The sequence below is a fragment of the Kiloniella laminariae genome (assembly GCF_027214005.1).
Taxonomy (GTDB): Bacteria; Pseudomonadota; Alphaproteobacteria; order Kiloniellales; family Kiloniellaceae; genus Kiloniella; species Kiloniella laminariae_A.
Window position 1 is genome coordinate 425,984 of the sequence record NZ_JAPWGY010000002.1, and the last position, 17,028, is coordinate 443,011.

The 17,028-nt window shown below is 50.8% G+C and carries 17 protein-coding genes; 7 read left to right on the top strand and 10 right to left on the bottom strand.

The features are described 5' to 3' along the window. Nucleotides 1-114: 114 nt before the first annotated feature. The 4 genes from O4H49_RS06700 to O4H49_RS06715 all read left to right on the top strand — a co-directional run bounded on the left by O4H49_RS06700 (nucleotide 115) and on the right by O4H49_RS06715 (nucleotide 3,599). The gene (locus O4H49_RS06700; protein WP_269422663.1) at nucleotides 115-699 is read left to right on the top strand and encodes a TIGR00730 family Rossman fold protein; all 585 of its coding nucleotides are present in this window, start codon (nucleotides 115-117) and stop codon (nucleotides 697-699) included. A gap of 161 nt (nucleotides 700-860) precedes the next feature. Then, nucleotides 861-2,081 (top strand): NADP-dependent isocitrate dehydrogenase, encoded by a 1,221-nt coding sequence (locus O4H49_RS06705; RefSeq protein WP_269422664.1) that lies wholly within the window; start codon nucleotides 861-863, stop codon nucleotides 2,079-2,081. Nucleotides 2,082-2,083: 2 nt separating this feature from the next. Continuing rightward, entirely contained in the window at nucleotides 2,084-2,629 is a 546-nt protein-coding gene (locus O4H49_RS06710) for a peptidylprolyl isomerase (protein ID WP_269422665.1), read from the top strand. A gap of 139 nt (nucleotides 2,630-2,768) precedes the next feature. Continuing rightward, nucleotides 2,769-3,599, top strand: a complete 831-nt coding sequence (locus O4H49_RS06715; protein ID WP_269422666.1) for a mechanosensitive ion channel family protein — start codon at nucleotides 2,769-2,771, stop codon at nucleotides 3,597-3,599. Between the two features lie 77 nt (nucleotides 3,600-3,676). On the opposite strand, the gene O4H49_RS06720 is transcribed toward O4H49_RS06715, so the two are convergent. Continuing rightward, nucleotides 3,677-4,180 carry a methylated-DNA--[protein]-cysteine S-methyltransferase gene (locus O4H49_RS06720; protein ID WP_269422667.1) on the bottom strand — a complete coding sequence of 168 codons (504 nt, stop codon included), beginning with the start codon at nucleotides 4,178-4,180 and terminating at the stop codon, nucleotides 3,677-3,679. A 144-nt stretch (nucleotides 4,181-4,324) separates the two neighbouring features. Between O4H49_RS06720 and O4H49_RS06725 the strand changes: the two genes are divergently transcribed. Next, nucleotides 4,325-5,539: an MFS transporter gene (locus O4H49_RS06725; protein ID WP_269422668.1), complete on the top strand. Its 1,215-nt coding sequence runs from the start codon at nucleotides 4,325-4,327 to the stop codon at nucleotides 5,537-5,539. Nucleotides 5,540-5,621: 82 nt separating this feature from the next. Here the strand turns inward: O4H49_RS06725 and alaS are convergent, their stop codons facing one another. Next, nucleotides 5,622-8,273 carry an alanine--tRNA ligase gene (alaS, locus tag O4H49_RS06730; RefSeq protein ID WP_269422669.1) on the bottom strand — a complete coding sequence of 884 codons (2,652 nt, stop codon included), beginning with the start codon at nucleotides 8,271-8,273 and terminating at the stop codon, nucleotides 5,622-5,624. Nucleotides 8,274-8,660: 387 nt separating this feature from the next. Between alaS and O4H49_RS06735 the strand changes: the two genes are divergently transcribed. Beyond that, nucleotides 8,661-9,188, top strand: coding sequence for an invasion associated locus B family protein (locus O4H49_RS06735; protein ID WP_269422670.1), 528 nt, complete (start codon nucleotides 8,661-8,663; stop codon nucleotides 9,186-9,188). A 106-nt stretch (nucleotides 9,189-9,294) separates the two neighbouring features. Here O4H49_RS06735 and recA read toward each other — a convergent pair whose 3' ends face one another. From recA to O4H49_RS06775, 8 genes are all read right to left on the bottom strand, one after another. Next, nucleotides 9,295-10,365, bottom strand: a complete 1,071-nt coding sequence (gene recA, locus O4H49_RS06740) for a recombinase RecA (protein ID WP_269422671.1) — start codon at nucleotides 10,363-10,365, stop codon at nucleotides 9,295-9,297. Between the two features lie 130 nt (nucleotides 10,366-10,495). Beyond that, nucleotides 10,496-12,844: a hybrid sensor histidine kinase/response regulator gene (locus O4H49_RS06745; protein ID WP_269422672.1), complete on the bottom strand. Its 2,349-nt coding sequence runs from the start codon at nucleotides 12,842-12,844 to the stop codon at nucleotides 10,496-10,498. A gap of 186 nt (nucleotides 12,845-13,030) precedes the next feature. Next, on the bottom strand, nucleotides 13,031-14,104 hold the full coding sequence (gene flhB, locus O4H49_RS06750; RefSeq protein WP_269422673.1) for a flagellar biosynthesis protein FlhB: 1,074 nt from the start codon (nucleotides 14,102-14,104) through the stop codon (nucleotides 13,031-13,033). Between the two features lie 47 nt (nucleotides 14,105-14,151). Beyond that, the gene (locus O4H49_RS06755; RefSeq protein ID WP_269422674.1) at nucleotides 14,152-14,910 is read right to left on the bottom strand and encodes a flagellar biosynthetic protein FliR; all 759 of its coding nucleotides are present in this window, start codon (nucleotides 14,908-14,910) and stop codon (nucleotides 14,152-14,154) included. Between the two features lie 3 nt (nucleotides 14,911-14,913). After that, nucleotides 14,914-15,180, bottom strand: coding sequence for a flagellar biosynthesis protein FliQ (gene fliQ / locus O4H49_RS06760; protein WP_269422675.1), 267 nt, complete (start codon nucleotides 15,178-15,180; stop codon nucleotides 14,914-14,916). 81 nt (nucleotides 15,181-15,261) lie between these two features. Further along, on the bottom strand, nucleotides 15,262-15,570 hold the full coding sequence (gene fliE / locus O4H49_RS06765) for a flagellar hook-basal body complex protein FliE (RefSeq protein WP_269422676.1): 309 nt from the start codon (nucleotides 15,568-15,570) through the stop codon (nucleotides 15,262-15,264). Between the two features lie 32 nt (nucleotides 15,571-15,602). Next, on the bottom strand, nucleotides 15,603-16,013 hold the full coding sequence (gene flgC / locus O4H49_RS06770) for a flagellar basal body rod protein FlgC (RefSeq protein ID WP_269422677.1): 411 nt from the start codon (nucleotides 16,011-16,013) through the stop codon (nucleotides 15,603-15,605). A gap of 41 nt (nucleotides 16,014-16,054) precedes the next feature. Beyond that, complete coding sequence (locus tag O4H49_RS06775; protein ID WP_020594208.1) at nucleotides 16,055-16,456, bottom strand: flagellar basal body rod protein FlgB; 402 nt, start codon at nucleotides 16,454-16,456, stop codon at nucleotides 16,055-16,057. Nucleotides 16,457-16,690: 234 nt separating this feature from the next. Between O4H49_RS06775 and csrA the strand changes: the two genes are divergently transcribed. Next, nucleotides 16,691-16,927 carry a carbon storage regulator CsrA gene (gene csrA / locus O4H49_RS06780; protein WP_269422678.1) on the top strand — a complete coding sequence of 79 codons (237 nt, stop codon included), beginning with the start codon at nucleotides 16,691-16,693 and terminating at the stop codon, nucleotides 16,925-16,927. The last annotated feature ends 101 nt before the right edge of the window (nucleotides 16,928-17,028 follow it).

Consider the following 17,028-nt stretch of genomic DNA (forward strand, 5'->3'; position numbering starts at 1 on the left):
TTCCACGATGGCGCGGAGGATCGGCTTTTCTATCACCCGCGCCAAAATTATAACGCTGTATGTAGTTAAACAAAATTTGAAACATTTTATGCTGTATTTTCAAGGAGAAACGATTTGAGCGGTATCACTTCAATCTGTGTCTACTGTGGCTCTTCCAATTCGGTAAGCGAAAAACATCTTGATCAGGCAACCCTTCTCGGACAACGGGCTGCCGAAAAAGGAATTGAAATCATTTATGGCGGCGGGCGCGTTGGTTCGATGGGCCGGGTCGCAGACGGAGCCCTCACCGGCAAGGGACGGGTTACCGGCATTATTCCGGAATATCTGCAGAGATTTGAAGTTGGACACACGGGTGTCAGTGAGCTTGTTGTTGTCGATTCCATGCATACCCGTAAAATGCAGATGTTCGAACGCTCTGATGCCTTTTGCATTCTTCCCGGGGGACTGGGAACGCTGGAGGAGTTTTTCGAAGTTGCCACCTGGAAACAGCTGGGAATGCACGACAAGCCGATTATCCTGATCAATCTGGAAAACTTCTGGACCCCCCTGACAGACTTGATTGACCACCAGATTGAATGCGGCTATCTCCGGCAGAAACCGGAAGATATCTATTCTGTGGTCAACAGCATTGAAGAGGTTTTCCAGACCCTAGAAAGCCTGCCGGATTCACGGGTAAAACCGGATATCACTCTGCTTTAACCCCGGTGTGACCCGGGTTAAACCCGGGTTTGACCCAGCAGTTAAAGCAGATTTGATCCAGGGAAAATCCTCCATTATCTTGCACTGCAGCGAAAGACTGTTATTTTCCTTCTAGAGTTTCCCAGAACAGACACAATAAGCCGACAAACAAGGAGGCTAACATGGCCAAAATCAAGGTAAAAAACCCGATCGTTGAACTCGACGGTGATGAAATGACCCGGATCATCTGGGACAGAATCAAGCAAAAACTGATTCTGCCCTATCTCGATGTTGATCTGAAGTACTATGACCTTTCCGTCGAAAGCCGCGATGCAACAGATGACCAGATCACTGTTGACGCAGCCAATGCGATCAAAAAACACCGCGTCGGTGTCAAGTGCGCAACAATTACACCTGACGAAGCCCGTGTTGAAGAATTTAAGCTAAAGAAAATGTGGCGTTCGCCCAATGGCACCATCCGCAACATTCTCGGTGGAACCGTCTTCCGCCAGCCGATCATCATGGAAAATGTTCCAAGACTGGTTCCGGGCTGGACTCAACCGATTGTCATCGGCCGTCATGCTTTTGGTGACCAGTACAAAGCGACCGACTTTCTTGTTCCCGGTGCAGGTAAACTGACCATGACCTTCCAGCCGGCTGATGGCGGCGAAGCCGTTACCCGCGAAGTTTTTGACTTCCCGGAAGCCGGCGTTGCCATGGGTATGTACAATCTTGATGATTCTATTCGTGGTTTTGCTCGCGCCTGTATGAACTACGGTCTCGACCTTGGCTGGCCCGTGTACCTTTCCACCAAGAACACCATCCTCAAGGCCTATGACGGACGCTTCAAGGATCTCTTTCAGGAAATCTTTGATGCAGAGTTTGCCGACAAGTTTGCTGCCAAGGGCATTACTTATGAGCATCGTCTGATTGATGACATGGTTGCCGCTGCCATGAAATGGTCTGGTGGTTTTGTCTGGGCCTGTAAAAACTATGATGGCGATGTCCAGTCCGACACCGTGGCACAGGGCTTCGGCTCCCTTGGACTGATGACCTCCGTCCTGATGACACCCGATGGGCAAACCGTTGAAGCTGAAGCAGCCCACGGTACCGTTACCCGTCATTATCGCATGCACCAGCAGGGTAAAGAGACCTCGACCAACCCGATTGCATCCATCTTTGCCTGGACCCGTGGCATCAAGTTCCGCGGACAGTTTGATGACACACCGGAAGTTGTGAAGTTTGCCGAAACGCTTGAGCAGGTCTGTATCGATACCGTTGAATCCGGCAAAATGACCAAAGATCTGGCCCTGCTGATCAGCCCGAACCAGAGCTGGCTGACGACAGAGGCTTTCATGGAAGCCATCGATGAAAACTTGAAAAAAGTTATGGATCAGGCATAAGCATGTTCAAAATCTTTCGTAATCTACTTGTAGGGCTTATTGCCATGACTGTTGCTACCACGACTGCTTCTGCAGCCGATCCTGAAAACACCCTGGTTATCGAACTGGAAACCGGTAAGGTTGTCATCGAAATGCTTCCTGATCTTGCCCCAACACATGTGGCACGAATCAAGGAACTGGCGCGCGAGGGCTTTTACGATGGCATCGTATTCCACCGCGTTATCGAAGGCTTCATGGCCCAGACAGGTGATCCGACCGGTACAGGCACCAGCGGTTCCGGGAAAAAACTTCGTGCAGAATTTTCCAAAGAACCTTTCGTTCGCGGCATCGTTGGTATGGCCCGCTCCCAGAACCCGCATTCTGGCGACAGCCAGTTCTTCATCATGTTCGACAGCGCGCCTTCACTGAATACCCAGTACACTGTCTGGGGCCGCGTTATCGAAGGCATGGAATTTGTTGATGGTATCAAACGTGGAGCCCCCGGCAGCGGTTCTGTGACAGATCCGGACCACATGGTTTCCGTCAAGGTCCTGGCTGACATCCAGTAATTGATATATCCGGGAAATTATATTCAGTAAGTATTTTCCCGGGATGATTTTTCGAAACCCCCGCTGTATGATCCACAGCGGGGGTTTTGTCTTACGGGTATGCCCCGCAATTCAAAAACAGAAAGATTGAAATCCAGACATGACTGAAGAATACACACAACTGATCGAGAGTTACGGCAATCTGGCTCTGGATATGGTATTGGAAATTCTGGCGGCCCTGGCCATTTTGGTCATCGGGCGTTTTGTTGCCAAGAAAGTCAGCGGCTATACCCAGAAACTTCTGGAAAAGTCCGGACGGGTTGACCGTACCTTGCGGCCAATGATCGTGAATATTGTTCATTACACGATCATGATTTTTGTCCTTGTCGCTGTTCTTGCCCGTTTTGGCGTGGAAACCACCAGTATTATTGCAGTTCTCGGTGCTGCTGGCCTGGCCATTGGCCTGGCGCTTCAGGGAACGTTGCAGAACATTTCTGCCGGTTTTATGCTTCTGTTTTTACGTCCGATGAAAGTCGGAGAATTTGTCGATGCAGATGGTATCTCCGGAACAGTCGAGGAAATCGGCCTCTTTGTCACACACATGACCACCGTCGATGGTCTTTATATTTCTGTACCCAATTCCCGGCTCTGGTCCGCAAAGGTTACCAACTTCAGCCGCAACAGCAAACGCCGCACTGATCTGGTTGTCGGTATAGGTTATGGCGACGACATTGGAAAAGCTGAAAAGGTTGCCCTGGCTGTCGTGAATGCTGATCCACGGGTACACAAAGACCCCGCCCCACAGGTCATTGTTACCGGGTTGGGAGAAAGCTCGGTTGATCTGACTGTTCGCTACTGGACTGATACTGGCAACTACTGGCCAGCACAGAGTGACAACCGCCGCGCCATTAAGGAAGCCTTTGACAAAGAAGGCATTTCCATTCCCTTCCCGCAACGCGATGTTCATCTCATCCCGGAAGCGAAAAGCTGAAGCCAACCGGAATGGTCTCAACACAGGAAGACTGCCCAGGAAGACCGCCTTGTGCGGTCTTCCCTTGTTTCAGGGATTCAGGCAAAAAAAGCAGGATCTTCGTGACAAAGAAGGGCCCGTTTCCGTGCCACGCCCCCACCATAGCCTGTCAAGGCGCCGGATTTTCCCAAAACCCGGTGGCAGGGGATGATAATTGAAAGAGGGTTAAAAGCATTCGCCGCAGCCATTGCACGAACAGCATCAGGTTTACCAATTGCCGCCGCTACCTCACTATAGGTGCGTCTCTCACCAAAAGGTACCTGTTGTAAGGCCGTCCAGACGCTGCGCTGAAAAACCGTCCCCCCCATATCCAAAGCCAGACCCGCAAAGGCATTTTTCCCCCCATCAAAATATGCCCTTAGTCTTTCATCCACTTCCGTTTGCGACTTTCCTTCTTCCAGGGCAAATCCCGGGAAACGTCGATCCAGTGTTTTTTGCCAGCGCCCCCTGCAATCGGCAAAGTCGAGTTGGCAGATAACCCCGTCATGGTAAAAGGTCATGATTTCCCCCAAAGGCGAGACATGCCTAGAAAACAAAATCATTCCTTTGTTCATCTTCTCTCTGTTCACTCTTCCCGGATCTGAATCGTCTGGCGAGAAACAGTCCTTTGTCTAAAACGTGACTGGACAAGTTGCGCGTACTTTTCTAGCGTCACAAACCCTTCATCTCACCCCTCACAGGACAGCATGGAACACCCACAGGGTAAATGGATATTTCTGACCGTTCTGGCGCTCTGTCAGGTCGCTGCCATGACCTTGTGGTTTTCCGCCTCGGCGGTTGTTCCTGCCCTCACCCAGGAATACAACCTCAGCCCCTTTCAACAGGCGCTCTTTACCAGTTCCGTTCAGGTCGGCTTTGTTGTCGGCAGCATTGCCTCGACACTCACTGGTGCTGCTGACCGCCTGCCTCCCAAAGTATTTTTTCTGGTCTCGGCCCTGATTGCCGCAGCTGCCAACGCCGCGATGCTGTTACCCGAGGCAACATCGCCCCTGCTCCCGTTCTTCCGATTTATCACCGGGGTATGCATGGCGGGGATTTACCCCATCGGTATGCGCATGGCAGCAACCTGGGCAAAAGGCGATATGGGGCTGCTGGTAGGGGTTCTGGTTGGTGCGCTGACATTAGGCTCAGCGACACCACATCTCTTTAATGCAGTGGGGGGCATTGACTGGCGCTTTACCATCCAGGCTTCCTCCCTGGCCGCAGTTACAGCAGGGCTTGGCATTCTTCTTTTCAGACTTGGTCCTGCTTATAGCCGCGCGCCCAAATTTCATATTCGCCAGGTTTTCTTTGCCTGGAAGATCAAACCTCTGCGGCTGGCAAATCTGGGCTATCTAGGTCATATGTGGGAACTCTATGCCATGTGGGCCTGGATCGGACTTTTCCTTATGGCCAGCTTCAGCCAAAGCATGCCTCTTGATCAAGCGGCATCCCATGCAAAACTGGCTACCTTTGCCACAGTAGGCATTGGTGCCATAGGCTGCCTTCTCGCAGGATACCTTGCAGACAGGCTGGGCCGAACCACGCTGACCATTGCCTCCATGCTGATCAGCGGCAGCTGTGCCCTGGCTATCGGATTTTTCTTTGGTGCCTCTCCCTGGTTGCTCCTTCCCCTATGTTTGCTCTGGGGTTTCAGCATTGTTGCTGATTCAGCGCAATTCTCAGCTTCCATCGCCGAACTGGCCGAGGCAGACATCATCGGTACCATGTTAACCCTGCAAACATCCCTTGGCTTTACATTGACACTGGTCACGATTCACCTGATGCCCTACGCCGTGGAGCTATTAGGGTGGCACTATGCCTTTGCGCCCCTGGCTCTCGGGCCTTTTCTGGGGGTATGGGCCATGGCGTGCCTGCGCAAACATCCCGATGCCATAAAGCTGGCCGGTGGAAGAAAATAACAGAAAACAAAATTGAAGAAGTCATAAAAAAAGCCCCGCGGATTTCTCCCGGGGCTTCTCTTCTATTTCTGATTACGGATGATCAGATCAGAGCTTCAATCGCCTTGATTGCTTCGGGAGCCTTGCTGGCATCAGGGCCACCGGCCTGAGCCATATCAGCACGACCACCGCCCCCCTGTCCGCCAAGAGCTGCAGAACCGGCACGAACAAGCTCGACTGCAGAAATCCGATCAGTCAGATCATCGGTAACAGCAACAACAATAGAAGCTTTGCCTTCATTTGTGGCAATCAGCACAATCACACCGCTTCCCAGCTGTTTTTTCATCTCATCAGCTGTCGGCTTAAGATCTTTGGCCAGAGCACCATCAAGGATACGCGGCGCAAATTTGATGCCATTGATTTCCTTGACGTCGTCTGTCGCAGAAGACCCGCTGCCGCTGGCTGCGAGCTTGCGACGGGCATCCGTCAATTCCCGTTCAAGGCGCTTGCGTTCGTCCATCAAACTGCTGATCCGTGCTTCCAGTTCGGCAGGCGATGCCTTGATCACAGACGCAGCAGCAGCGAGCTGGCTTTCCTGTAACGACACATAATCCAGTGCCGCCTGACCGGTTACAGCTTCAATCCTGCGCACTCCAGAAGCCAGTGCCGCTTCAGAGACAATCTTGAAGAAACCGATGTCTCCCGTGCGGCGAACATGAGTTCCCCCGCAAAGCTCTGTCGAATAAAAACCACTTCCGGTCGAACTGTCCGCTCCACCCATAGAAACGACACGCACTTCTTCCCCGTATTTCTCGCCAAAAAGGGCCATAGCCCCTTCTTCAATGGCTTCTTCCGGGGTCATCAACCGGGTTGTCACTTCCGCATTCAGGCGGATGCGCTCGTTCACTTCAGCTTCCACAACGGCGATGTCTTCCGGCTCCAGCGAACGGGGCTGGCTGATATCAAACCGCAGGCGTTCCTGTGCAACCAGAGAACCTTTCTGGCTGACATGAGTTCCGAGGCGACGGCGCAGGGCTTCATGCAGCAGATGCGTGGCAGAGTGATGGCCGCGCAAAGCGGAACGGCGAACGCTGTCGACCTTCATTTCCAGGGCCTGTCCGACTTTGACAGTCCCCCGGCTCACTTCCCCAATATGTACAAAAAGATTACCCAGTTTTTTCTGGGTATCGCGGATTACGATTTCATCGCCATCAGCAGAGAAAAGCAGACCATGATCCCCCTGCTGTCCACCACTTTCACCGTAAAAAGGTGTCTGGTTGGTAATGATCATCACCTGATCACCAGCTTTTGCAGAGGCAACTTCCTTGCCGTCGACCAGAACGGCAAGAACCTGGCTCTCGGCTGTTTCCGTGTCATAACCAAAGAATTCGGTTCCGCCGAAACGTTCTTGCAGTTCGAACCATACTTTTTCTGTCGCCAGATCACCTGAACCGGTCCAAGCTTTACGCGCAGCGGCCCGCTGTAGCTCCATCGCTGCATTAAAGCCTGCGGTATCAACCGACAGCCCCTGACCGCGCAGGACATCCTGTGTCAAATCCAGCGGGAAGCCATAGGTATCATACAGCTTGAAAGCCACTTCTCCGTTCAAGGTTCCCTTGTCCGCCAGCTTGTCCGTTTCTTCGGACAGCAACCGCATACCGCGGTCCAGTGTCTGACCGAAACGCTTTTCCTCGAGTTTGAGAGTTTCTGTGATCAGGGACTGTGCGCGAGAAAGTTCGGGAAAGGCATTGCCCATAATCCGGGTCAGCGCAGGCACCAGTTTATAGAGCGTAGGATCTTTTGATCCCAGCTTGTACACATGACGCATCGCCCGACGCATGATCCGGCGCAAGACATAGCCCCGACCTTCATTAGAAGGCAAAACGCCATCGGCAATGAGGAAAGAGGTCGAGCGCAGGTGATCGGCAATCACCCGGTGCGACACAGCATTTTCTCCATCGGGATCAACCCCGGTCTCTGCGGCAGAGGCCTCGATAATCGTCCGGAGCAGGTCAACGTCATAGTTATCGTGTTTACCCTGTAGTACCGCAGTAATACGTTCCAGACCCATCCCTGTATCGATTGAAGGTTTCGGCAGGTTTATCCTGTTGTCCTTATCCAGCTGTTCATACTGCATAAACACCAGATTCCAGATCTCGATAAAACGGTCACCGTCTTCATCAGGGCTCCCCGGAGGACCACCGAAAATATGCTCCCCGTGATCATAGAAAATTTCCGAACACGGTCCGCAAGGCCCTGTTTCCCCCATGGACCAGAAATTGTCTGACGTTGGTATCCGGATAATCCTGTCGTCGCTCAATCCTGCGATCTTGCGCCAGAGAGCAGCAGCTTCTTCGTCCTCGGAATAAACCGTAACCAGAAGCTTTTCTTCAGGAACACCGTACTCTTTGGTGATCAGATTCCAGGCCAGTTCAATTGCCTGATCCTTGAAATAATCCCCAAAGGAAAAGTTGCCCATCATCTCAAAAAAAGTATGGTGTCGGGCGGTATAACCGACATTTTCCAGATCGTTGTGCTTGCCACCCGCGCGCACACATTTTTGCGACGTTGCGGCGCGGCTGTAGGGACGTGTCTCATTTCCCGTAAAGACATTCTTGAACTGAACCATTCCCGCATTGGTGAACATCAACGTCGGATCATTTCTCGGCACCAGAGGAGAAGAATCAACGACGGTGTGACCGTTCTTGTTGAAATAGTCTAGAAAGGTTCTGCGGATCTCGTTACCGGTAATCATTTCATTCACGTACCTAATAGCTGGACAGGGCACCTGACCTCTCGTGGTCCGGTGGGAAACCTCAATGGCGGTTGTAGCGCGCTGCTTGCCAACTGTCTAGAGTCAGCGTGCTTTTCAGGTGGCCGTCGACACTAATTTTCCCAGCTTTTTGAAACAGGGATATTGGCATCTGGATTTTGCACCATCAGCTTTCGAAACAACACCGCGGGAAGCCCCTTCCAGGCATGTTGTTTCCCCGTAGGTTCTGTCTCTTTTCCCCCGGAAGCGAAGGCGTTCGTCTAGAGTTCCTGGGTATTTTATGACAAACAAGGGACTCTGCGTTATTCACTTTAATCGTCCCCCGACAATCTGTAGGATGCTTGCTTTCTTACTAACGAAGCGGACAAAATGTCATACGTCAAGCCACGACTTCTATCCGGATTTATTCTCTCCCTTGGCGTTGGGGTTTTGTTATCCCTGTCACAGGCCAATGCCCAGGAGGCTGCTCAACGAACCGTGGAACAACACGGAGACTGGGCTGCGCTCTGTAAGGCGACAGATGCCAAGTCCTGCTATATTGTTCAAAGAATTTTACTTGGTGACAACGACAAGCCTGTTCTGGAACTGGCTGTCGGACGCCCTGCGAACAATCCAACAGAAATTTCCACGATGATCCTGACGCTCCCTCTTGGCATTCGCCTTCCCGAGGGCTTCGGCCTTGAAATCGGGACGACACTCAAACGGAAATACCCTTTTGAGCGGTGCATCAAGTCAGGTTGCCAGACCGAAATCCAACTGGATACAGAGCTGGTCCAGAATCTACAGGGTCAGAATGAAGGCCGGGTTGTTTTTCTGGATTCAACCAAGAAAACCATTGCCATTCCCTTCTCCTTGAAAGGCTTCACCAAAGCCTATTCAAAAGTTCTGGGTCAATAGGGCGAGTTACCTAAAGAAAAAAGGGGCCGCGGCCCCTTTTTTATTATCCCGACAAATCTGGATTGCCCGTTTAGATTATCCCTAGATTATCCGGGCAAAACACCAATCAGTCATCATCGATTGTTTCATCATCTTTGCCTTCAAGCATTGCATTGGCGACAATCCCGGCATTCTTGCGAACTGCTGTTTCGATCTTGTTGGCAACCTCGGGATTTTCCCTAAGGAAGGTTTTCGCGTTTTCGCGGCCCTGTCCAATCCGCTGGCCCTCACAAGAGAACCAGGCGCCTGCTTTTTCCACGATCCCGGCCTGTACACCAAGATCAAGCATTTCGCCAGTTTTGGAAATCCCTTCCCCGTACATAATGTCAAACTCGACAACACGGAAAGGCGGTGCCATTTTATTTTTCACCACCTTGACCCGGGTCTGGTTCCCCGTGACATTATCCCGATCCTTGATCGCACCAATCCGTCGAATATCAAGACGTACAGATGCATAGAATTTAAGTGCATTCCCGCCGGTCGTTGTTTCCGGATTACCGAACATGACACCAATCTTCATACGAATCTGGTTGATAAAGATCACAAGTGTTCGCGATTTTGAAATAGAGCTGGTCAGTTTACGCATCGCCTGGCTCATCAAACGCGCCTGTAACCCGGGAAGGGAATCTCCCATATCGCCTTCAAGTTCCGCGCGCGGCACCAGGGCAGCAACAGAATCGACAACAAGGACATCCAACGCACCGGAACGAACAAGCGTATCCGTAATTTCCAACGCCTGCTCCCCGGCATCAGGTTGCGAAATCAGCAGTTCGCTGACATTCACACCCAGTTTGTTGGCATAGGCAGGGTCAAGGGCGTGCTCTGCATCGATAAAAGCACAGGTTCCTCCCGCCTTCTGGGCTTCGGCGATCACATGTAATGCCAATGTTGTCTTACCGGAACTCTCCGGGCCGTAAATTTCAACAATACGGCCGCGTGGCAAGCCACCGATACCGAGCCCGATATCCAAACCGAGGGATCCTGTGGAAATCGATTCAGCTTCCACTATGGCGCCTTCACCAAGTTTCATGATCGAGCCCTTACCAAAGGCGCGTTCAATCTGCCCCAGTGCTGCTTCCAATGCCTTCTGTTTATCCACCGTGCTACTCTCCACTAACTGTAAGACGTTTTGTGCCATTGCTGCCTTCCTTATCCCACAGGGACTCACCCTCTGCAATGGCAACAATGTACCCTTTTTGTTCTCAAGCAACAATCAAAAAGAACAAACCGTGCACAAATTCATTTTCTTCTGAGATATATACCTCAGATCAGGCCCCCAGAACCTCTTTCACCTTTGTGGCTAACTGTTTGAGACTGAAAGGTTTTGGTAAAAATTCGATCGCAGAGTTATCATCCAGACTCTTGCGGAAAGAATCTTCCGTATACCCGGAAATGAAGATAACCTTCATGTCGGGCCGCATCTCCAAGGCATGTTTGATCAATGTAGGACCATCCATCCGGGGCATCACCACATCGGTAATGATCAGGTCAACTCCAGCCCCCTCGCTTTTCAGCACCTCAAGCGCAGCTTCTCCCGAGTTGGCTTCATGGACCTTGTATCCCTTGTTCTCCAGTGCCCTTGCACTGAAAGACCGTACGGCATCCTCATCCTCGACCAAGAGGATTGTACCCCGACCAGTCAGATCAAGAGCCTGCGGGGCCTCTGTCGCCACTTCTTCCAGATGTTTCTTCCCTTCTCTAAAGTGCGGGAACAACAGGGAAAACACAGTTCCCTCATCAGCAGCGGAATCAACAAACACAAAACCACCGGACTGTTTGACAATGCCATAAACCGTTGAAAGCCCCAGACCTGTTCCCGCTCCCACTTCCTTGGTGGAAAAGAAAGGATCAAAGATCCTGTCAATAATTTCAGTGGGGATGCCGTGGCCTGTATCCTGAACCTTGACTAGGACATAATCGCCCGGCGGAATTTCTTCCCCTTTTACCTTGTAGGGGTTTTCAACAATCACGTTTGAAGTGATGATTTCCAAAACGCCACCATGATCCATGGCATCGCGCGCATTGACCGCCAGATTGATAATCACCTGTTCCAGCTGCCCCTGATCGGCCTTTACATCCCCAAGGTCCCGGCCATGGGTAATGCGCAGTTCAATATTCTCGCCGATAAGACGGCGCAACAGGTGGGCCAGCTCCGCAATGATATCGGTTACATTAAGGCGTCTGGGTTGCAGGGTCTGTTGACGGGAGAAAGCAAGAAGCTGCCGGACAAGATTGGCCGCCCGGTTCGCATTTTGCTTGATCTGCATGATATCCGCAAAAGACTGGTCGCCCGGGCGATGACGCAGAAGTAACAGATCAGAAAAACCGATCATGGCGGTCAGCAGATTGTTGAAGTCGTGTGCGATTCCCCCTGCCAGCTGCCCGACTGCCTGCATTTTCTGTGACTGGGCGAACTGTGCCTCGAGGTTTCTTTGATCTGTTGTATCGGTAAAGTTGAGAATATAACCACTCGGCAAGCCTGAATTTTCATCGACATGCGTCACATTCATACTGCAAACCCGGTTCGGGTTACCTTCGAGACGGACCTCAAGTGCCTTCCGCTCAAAAGTCGAAGCTGAAACCAGAGCCGTGCGAACCTGATCCCGTTCTTCCTCGCCGACCAGAGAAAGTAACGGCTTGCCTTTGGCACTTTCCTCCGTCTCCAGGAACTCGAGAAAGGCCCGATTGCATTCTGTGATAACTCCCCGCTCGTTCAGCAAGACAATACCAACAGGTGCTTCGTTAAAGAATTTCCGGAAGCGTTTTTCTGACTGCTCCAGCGCCGTGGCCATTTCCCGCTCCAGGGTAAGGTTCCGAACAACGGACCGTGTGCGGAACCCCTTCTCAGCCCCTCCATCAGCAATATGCTGGCTGATGGCCGCAAGGACCCGCTTCTCCCCATCCCCGGTTTTAAGAAAGACCTCTCCAGCGCTGCTTTCGGCATCTTCAAAGGGATGATAGGGGGGAACATCCTCTAGCGAGGCATCGGCAATGATGTCATGCAGTTTAATTTTACCGCTTTCCAGCTCTGAAGAAGAATAACCGAGCCAGTCTGTCAGGGTCTGGTTGGCAAACAGAAAACAGCCTTTGTCATCAACCGAGAAAAAGCCGATTGGCGCGTTTTCAAGCAGATCGACAAAGCGTTGCTGCTGATCATTGATCACCTGCTCCATTTGACGACGCATGGTGATGTCGTCTACGAACCAGAAAACATAACCGGGACGGTTGGGAATGGGATAGGCCGCGACATGGCGCCACTGGGTGTCCCGATCACTTGGACCACTGCGAGGGAGTTCAATTTCAACATGCCCCGATACACCATTGCGGGCATTCAGCTGCAGGGTTGCCAGTTTGCGCCCGATGTCTTCATCACCCTGGCTTTCGTCGAGAATAAGGTCGGGAACAGCCCTTAAATCACCCCCGAAAAAATCCTCAAAGGCAGGGTTGGCAAAAAGGTTTTTTCCTTCAGGATCAACGATCTGGCGCGGCCGAGGGACTGCAGCAAAGGCGTAGCGACGGATCGCCAGCATTCCCCTTTGCCGCCAGACAATGACAGACAACACCGCAATAATGGCAACCAGAAAGCCACTTACACTCAGCCAGATGTAGTCTGACATTTCCATGCTTCCCCCACGAAACGTCTTTTCCCCGTTACCGGGTAAGGATCTATAGTTAAAATCAGGGTACCCTTAAAATTTATCTAAAACAATTGAGTTGGGCATATCATCCCATCTGCCCTCTCAATCACACGCCACTTACACAAACAGATAACTGTTGTTCCTGATCAGGAAGTCCCCTCCCCATTACTTCATTTTCCCTTTGAGTTTCAAGACGTATCCGATCACTTCGGCAACGGCCTTGTAGTGTTCCGGAGGTATTTCCTGATCTATTTCCACCCCGGCATAGAGTGCCCGGGCAAGGGGCGGATTTTCAACAACGGTCACTTTATTTTCTTCAGCAACCTTGCGAATGCGAAAGGCAACCGCATCAACACCCTTGGCAACCAGCCTTGGTGCTTCCATTGTCTCGCCCTTGTATTCCAGAGCAACGGCAAAGTGAGTCGGGTTGGTGATCACAACATCCGAGCTTGGCACTGCAGCCATCATCCGTTGTCGTGCCTTTTCCATACGCAACTGCCGCAGACGTCCCTTTACTGCGGGATCGCCTTCACTTTGTTTCATTTCATCCTTGATTTCCTGCTTCGACATTTTCAGCTTTTTTATGTACTGAAAATATTGAAACAGAAAATCCAGACCGGCAATTATAGCCATCACAGCAACCACGGCCACCAGAACCAGCTTGGTCCAGTCCAACAGGATCATCGCCATCTGGGAGACATCCAGTTCAGCCAACTGGGGAACCATGCTGCGTTTGGGCCAGATTACCAAACCGATAATCGAACCGACAATAATCAGCTTTGCCAGTCCCTTGACCAGGTTCATTACCGACTGGATAGAGAACAGTCTTTTGAAGCCAGCAAGGAGGGAAATCTTGTTGAATTTCGGTTTGAGTGATTCATAGGATATCAGCCAGCCATGCTGGATCAGCCCCGAAGCGATCGCAAAGAAGATAAAGATAACAGCCGGAATGGCAAAGAGAGCACCAATCTCAAGCAGCATATCTTTAACAGTTTCGCTGACATGACCGCTCTCAAGCCGGATCAGATCAGGACGCTCGAGAAACACTGTCAGGCTTTGCCCCATTCCCTGGGCAATCCAGACTGTGAAGAAGCTGACAACAATCATAAAGCCGAAAAAGGAAAACCAGGAATTCATTTCCTGAGATTTCGGCACGTCTCCTTTTTCCCGGGCATCGGCAAGCTTCTTGCCCGTCGGTTCTTCGGTTTTTTGGGACTCGTCAGTATCTTCAGATGACAAATCTGACTCTCCTCAAATCCGGTATCAGAAAATTCCTCCCGGAATTCCTAGCGGACAAAAACAATCCAGTGTTCATTCAGGCTGGTCAAGAATACCCGTATCATAACCGGCAGCGACAAAAACAGTACAACAATTCCCATCAATACCTGCAGGGGCATGGCGATAAAAAATACCTGCATCTGCGGCATCAGTTTGGCGAGCAACCCAAGTCCGAGAAAAAAGATCACGCCCACCACGATGAAAGGGGCAGCCATTCGTGCCGCAAGTGTAAAGGTATCAGCGACAACCCGGGAAATCATATTAGAGAAATCACCCGTCGGCAAAGACTGACCAGGAACGAAAAGCTCATAGCTGTCCACCAGCGCGTGAAGGAAAAGATGATGAATATCCAGCACAAAGATCAGGACCAGAGCTACACTGGACATAAAAGTCCCCATGATCGAAGCCTGCTGTTCAGCCGTTGGGTCCTGAATAAGGGCATTTGCCAAAGATGACAGGTTTGCAGCAATCATTCCCGCCGACGCGGTAGCGCTCAGAAACAAGCGGGCGATGGTCCCCATAAAGATCCCGATGACAATTTCACCAAAAATCAACAGCCCGAGATCCGCAACACTCTCAGACATCGGTGGAATTTTAGAAACAAGCGCCGGGGCGATGACGATACAGATCAGAATAGAAAGACCCAGACGAACCCGGGGCGACACATAGGACTCACCAAACCCGGGAAGAAGCATCATTGCCCCCCCTAACCGGGCGAAGATAATCAGAATGATATAGATGCTGGAAGGAAGAAGTTCGTAAAGCATGCCCTATCCCAAGGCAACAATCCGGTCCATTATCATTTCTGTAAAGGTACCCAGAGTTTGCGTCATGTAAGGGGCTGTGGCAACGATGGTCAGGCTGATAATGATCAGCTTTGGCACAAAGGTCAGGGTCATTTCCTGCAGTTGCGTCAAGGCCTGAAACAAAGAAATAATCAAGCCAACAAGCAGTGCAACAAGCAGCACGGGAAAGCCCATCTTGAGCATTACCCAAACGGCTTCACGTCCGACCTCAACAACTTCGACCTCGCTCATCCGTCGTGGTCTGCCTTTATAAGCTAACTGATCAAAATAGATAGAAACCCCCGGCTAAAAAAACTCGGCCAGGGAGGCTGCCTAGATCGGCATCCGGAGAATTTCCTGATAGGCCTGAACAACTTTATCACGTACGGCGACAACTGTCTGCAGGGTAACTTCAGCCTCAGACATCGCAGTAACAACATCCGTCACATCAGCTTTCCCTGAGGCAGCCATAAGTGTCTTGGTTTCAGCATTCTGCATCGTTGAAAGAGTATTTTCGGCAACACCGCGCAAAGTCGAGGCAAAATCGGCGCCAACCGGGTCCTTGTCCTGGCCAAGATCTGTTTTGGCCTGCCCGGCAATACGGTTATAAGCACTTACAGCATCTGAAAAATTTACCGCCATGACTCTCTAATCCTCTGTCTGCAGTGCCATACTCACTGGAGTATTTCCAATGTTCTTTGTAACATCGATTTCGACGCCTGGATGGCTTGCAAATTGGCCTCATAACTTCTTTGCGCTTCACGCATGTCGTTCATCTCGATCAATGAATTGACATTGGGGCGCAAGATATACCCATCTGCATCAGCTGCGGGATGCCCCGGCAGATATTCCCGCCGAAAATCGCTTTTGTCGGAAATGATGTTTTTTACAACAACCTTCTCAACACCGAGTTCACGATTAAGTTCATTACCAAAAGTGACCATTTTCCGGCGATAGGGTGCACCACCAGGTTCCTGGGACACAGAATCAGCATTCGCGATGTTTTCAGAAATAATCCGCAGACGTGTCCCCTGCGCCTTCATCCCCGAAGCAGAAACCTGCATTGATTTATATAAATCAGACATCGTAAATCTTTCCAGACAATAACCAGCTGCTCAATAACATTCTATGGTCCACGCAACACCATTTTTTGCATATCCTGGTGTTTTTTATAGAGCCGGACCATTCCCTGATAATCCAGCTGGGTTTCGGACATCTTGATCATCTGTTCTTCAAGAATAACCGAGTTCCCTGCAGGGGCAGTCTCGTACAGATCTTTCGACTTTGAAGATTTCGGGTTATCCCCGAGCAGCGGATTATTCGTGATGTGTCCTGCTTTGGTTGATGTCTGCGCCATCAACGGAGCAGAACGGTTAACCAAAGCCTTGAAGTGATTGTCCTTCAGATCAAGAGGCACATAATTCAACGTGTCCGCGTTTGCAATGTTGCGGGACAAGACTTCCTGCCGGCGGGTCAGCCATTCCATCTTTTTGGCGAGCACATCGGTGATTTTCAGCTTGTCAGCCACAACTGGCTCTCCTTGCGCAAGAAAGATCCATTAAACCTGAATAATTTACCTCTTCCCCCTTAATAACCTGTTAATGAATGACAGATCTAGTAAAAAAATCCATCCTGTCCACAACTTGGGCTCGACCTCACTCTAAAATCCACGTATAAATACAGGCGAAGAAGAAGAACAAGTAGTTTATCTAATCCTTTAGTCAGTATTTGGCGTTAGGGACAGGGAGTCCGAAGCCTCGGCATGTTATATCTTACCCGGAAAATTGGTGAGTCCGTCATCATTAACAACAACATTGAAGTTCAGGTTGTTGATATACGTGGCAAGTCCGTCAAAATCGGCTTTACCTTTCCAGAGGATGCAACCGTTCTCCGCCAGGAATTGCATGAACGTATCCAGGAAGAAAACCGGGCGGCTGCAGCTGCAACCCTGGACGCTCTTGGACTCAATTTTGATGATTCTGAATCAGAAAAAGAATAGTTATAAAATTCAAAAAGCCCCGGCTTTACCACTTCAGGTAATCTGTCGTTAAAGATAACAGCACAAGATTATCTGGAAAGACTGCCTCTAGCGGAGAAAGC

Excerpts from the sequence above, each read along its gene's own strand:
- O4H49_RS06735 (WP_269422670.1), top strand. The coding sequence starts at position 8,661 with ATGTCATACGTCAAGCCACGACTTCTATCCGGATTTATTCTCTCCCTT.
- O4H49_RS06710 (WP_269422665.1), top strand. The coding sequence starts at position 2,084 with ATGTTCAAAATCTTTCGTAATCTACTTGTAGGGCTTATTGCCATGACT.
- recA (WP_269422671.1), bottom strand. The coding sequence starts at position 10,365 with ATGGCACAAAACGTCTTACAGTTAGTGGAGAGTAGCACGGTGGATAAA.
- alaS (WP_269422669.1), bottom strand. The coding sequence starts at position 8,273 with ATGATTACCGGTAACGAGATCCGCAGAACCTTTCTAGACTATTTCAAC.
- O4H49_RS06745 (WP_269422672.1), bottom strand. The coding sequence starts at position 12,844 with ATGTCAGACTACATCTGGCTGAGTGTAAGTGGCTTTCTGGTTGCCATT.
- fliQ (WP_269422675.1), bottom strand. The coding sequence starts at position 15,180 with ATGAGCGAGGTCGAAGTTGTTGAGGTCGGACGTGAAGCCGTTTGGGTA.
- O4H49_RS06705 (WP_269422664.1), top strand. The coding sequence starts at position 861 with ATGGCCAAAATCAAGGTAAAAAACCCGATCGTTGAACTCGACGGTGAT.
- csrA (WP_269422678.1), top strand. The coding sequence starts at position 16,691 with ATGTTATATCTTACCCGGAAAATTGGTGAGTCCGTCATCATTAACAAC.
- O4H49_RS06725 (WP_269422668.1), top strand. The coding sequence starts at position 4,325 with ATGGAACACCCACAGGGTAAATGGATATTTCTGACCGTTCTGGCGCTC.
- flgC (WP_269422677.1), bottom strand. The coding sequence starts at position 16,013 with ATGTCTGATTTATATAAATCAATGCAGGTTTCTGCTTCGGGGATGAAG.
- O4H49_RS06720 (WP_269422667.1), bottom strand. The coding sequence starts at position 4,180 with ATGATTTTGTTTTCTAGGCATGTCTCGCCTTTGGGGGAAATCATGACC.
- O4H49_RS06755 (WP_269422674.1), bottom strand. The coding sequence starts at position 14,910 with ATGCTTTACGAACTTCTTCCTTCCAGCATCTATATCATTCTGATTATC.
- fliE (WP_269422676.1), bottom strand. The coding sequence starts at position 15,570 with ATGGCGGTAAATTTTTCAGATGCTGTAAGTGCTTATAACCGTATTGCC.
- O4H49_RS06715 (WP_269422666.1), top strand. The coding sequence starts at position 2,769 with ATGACTGAAGAATACACACAACTGATCGAGAGTTACGGCAATCTGGCT.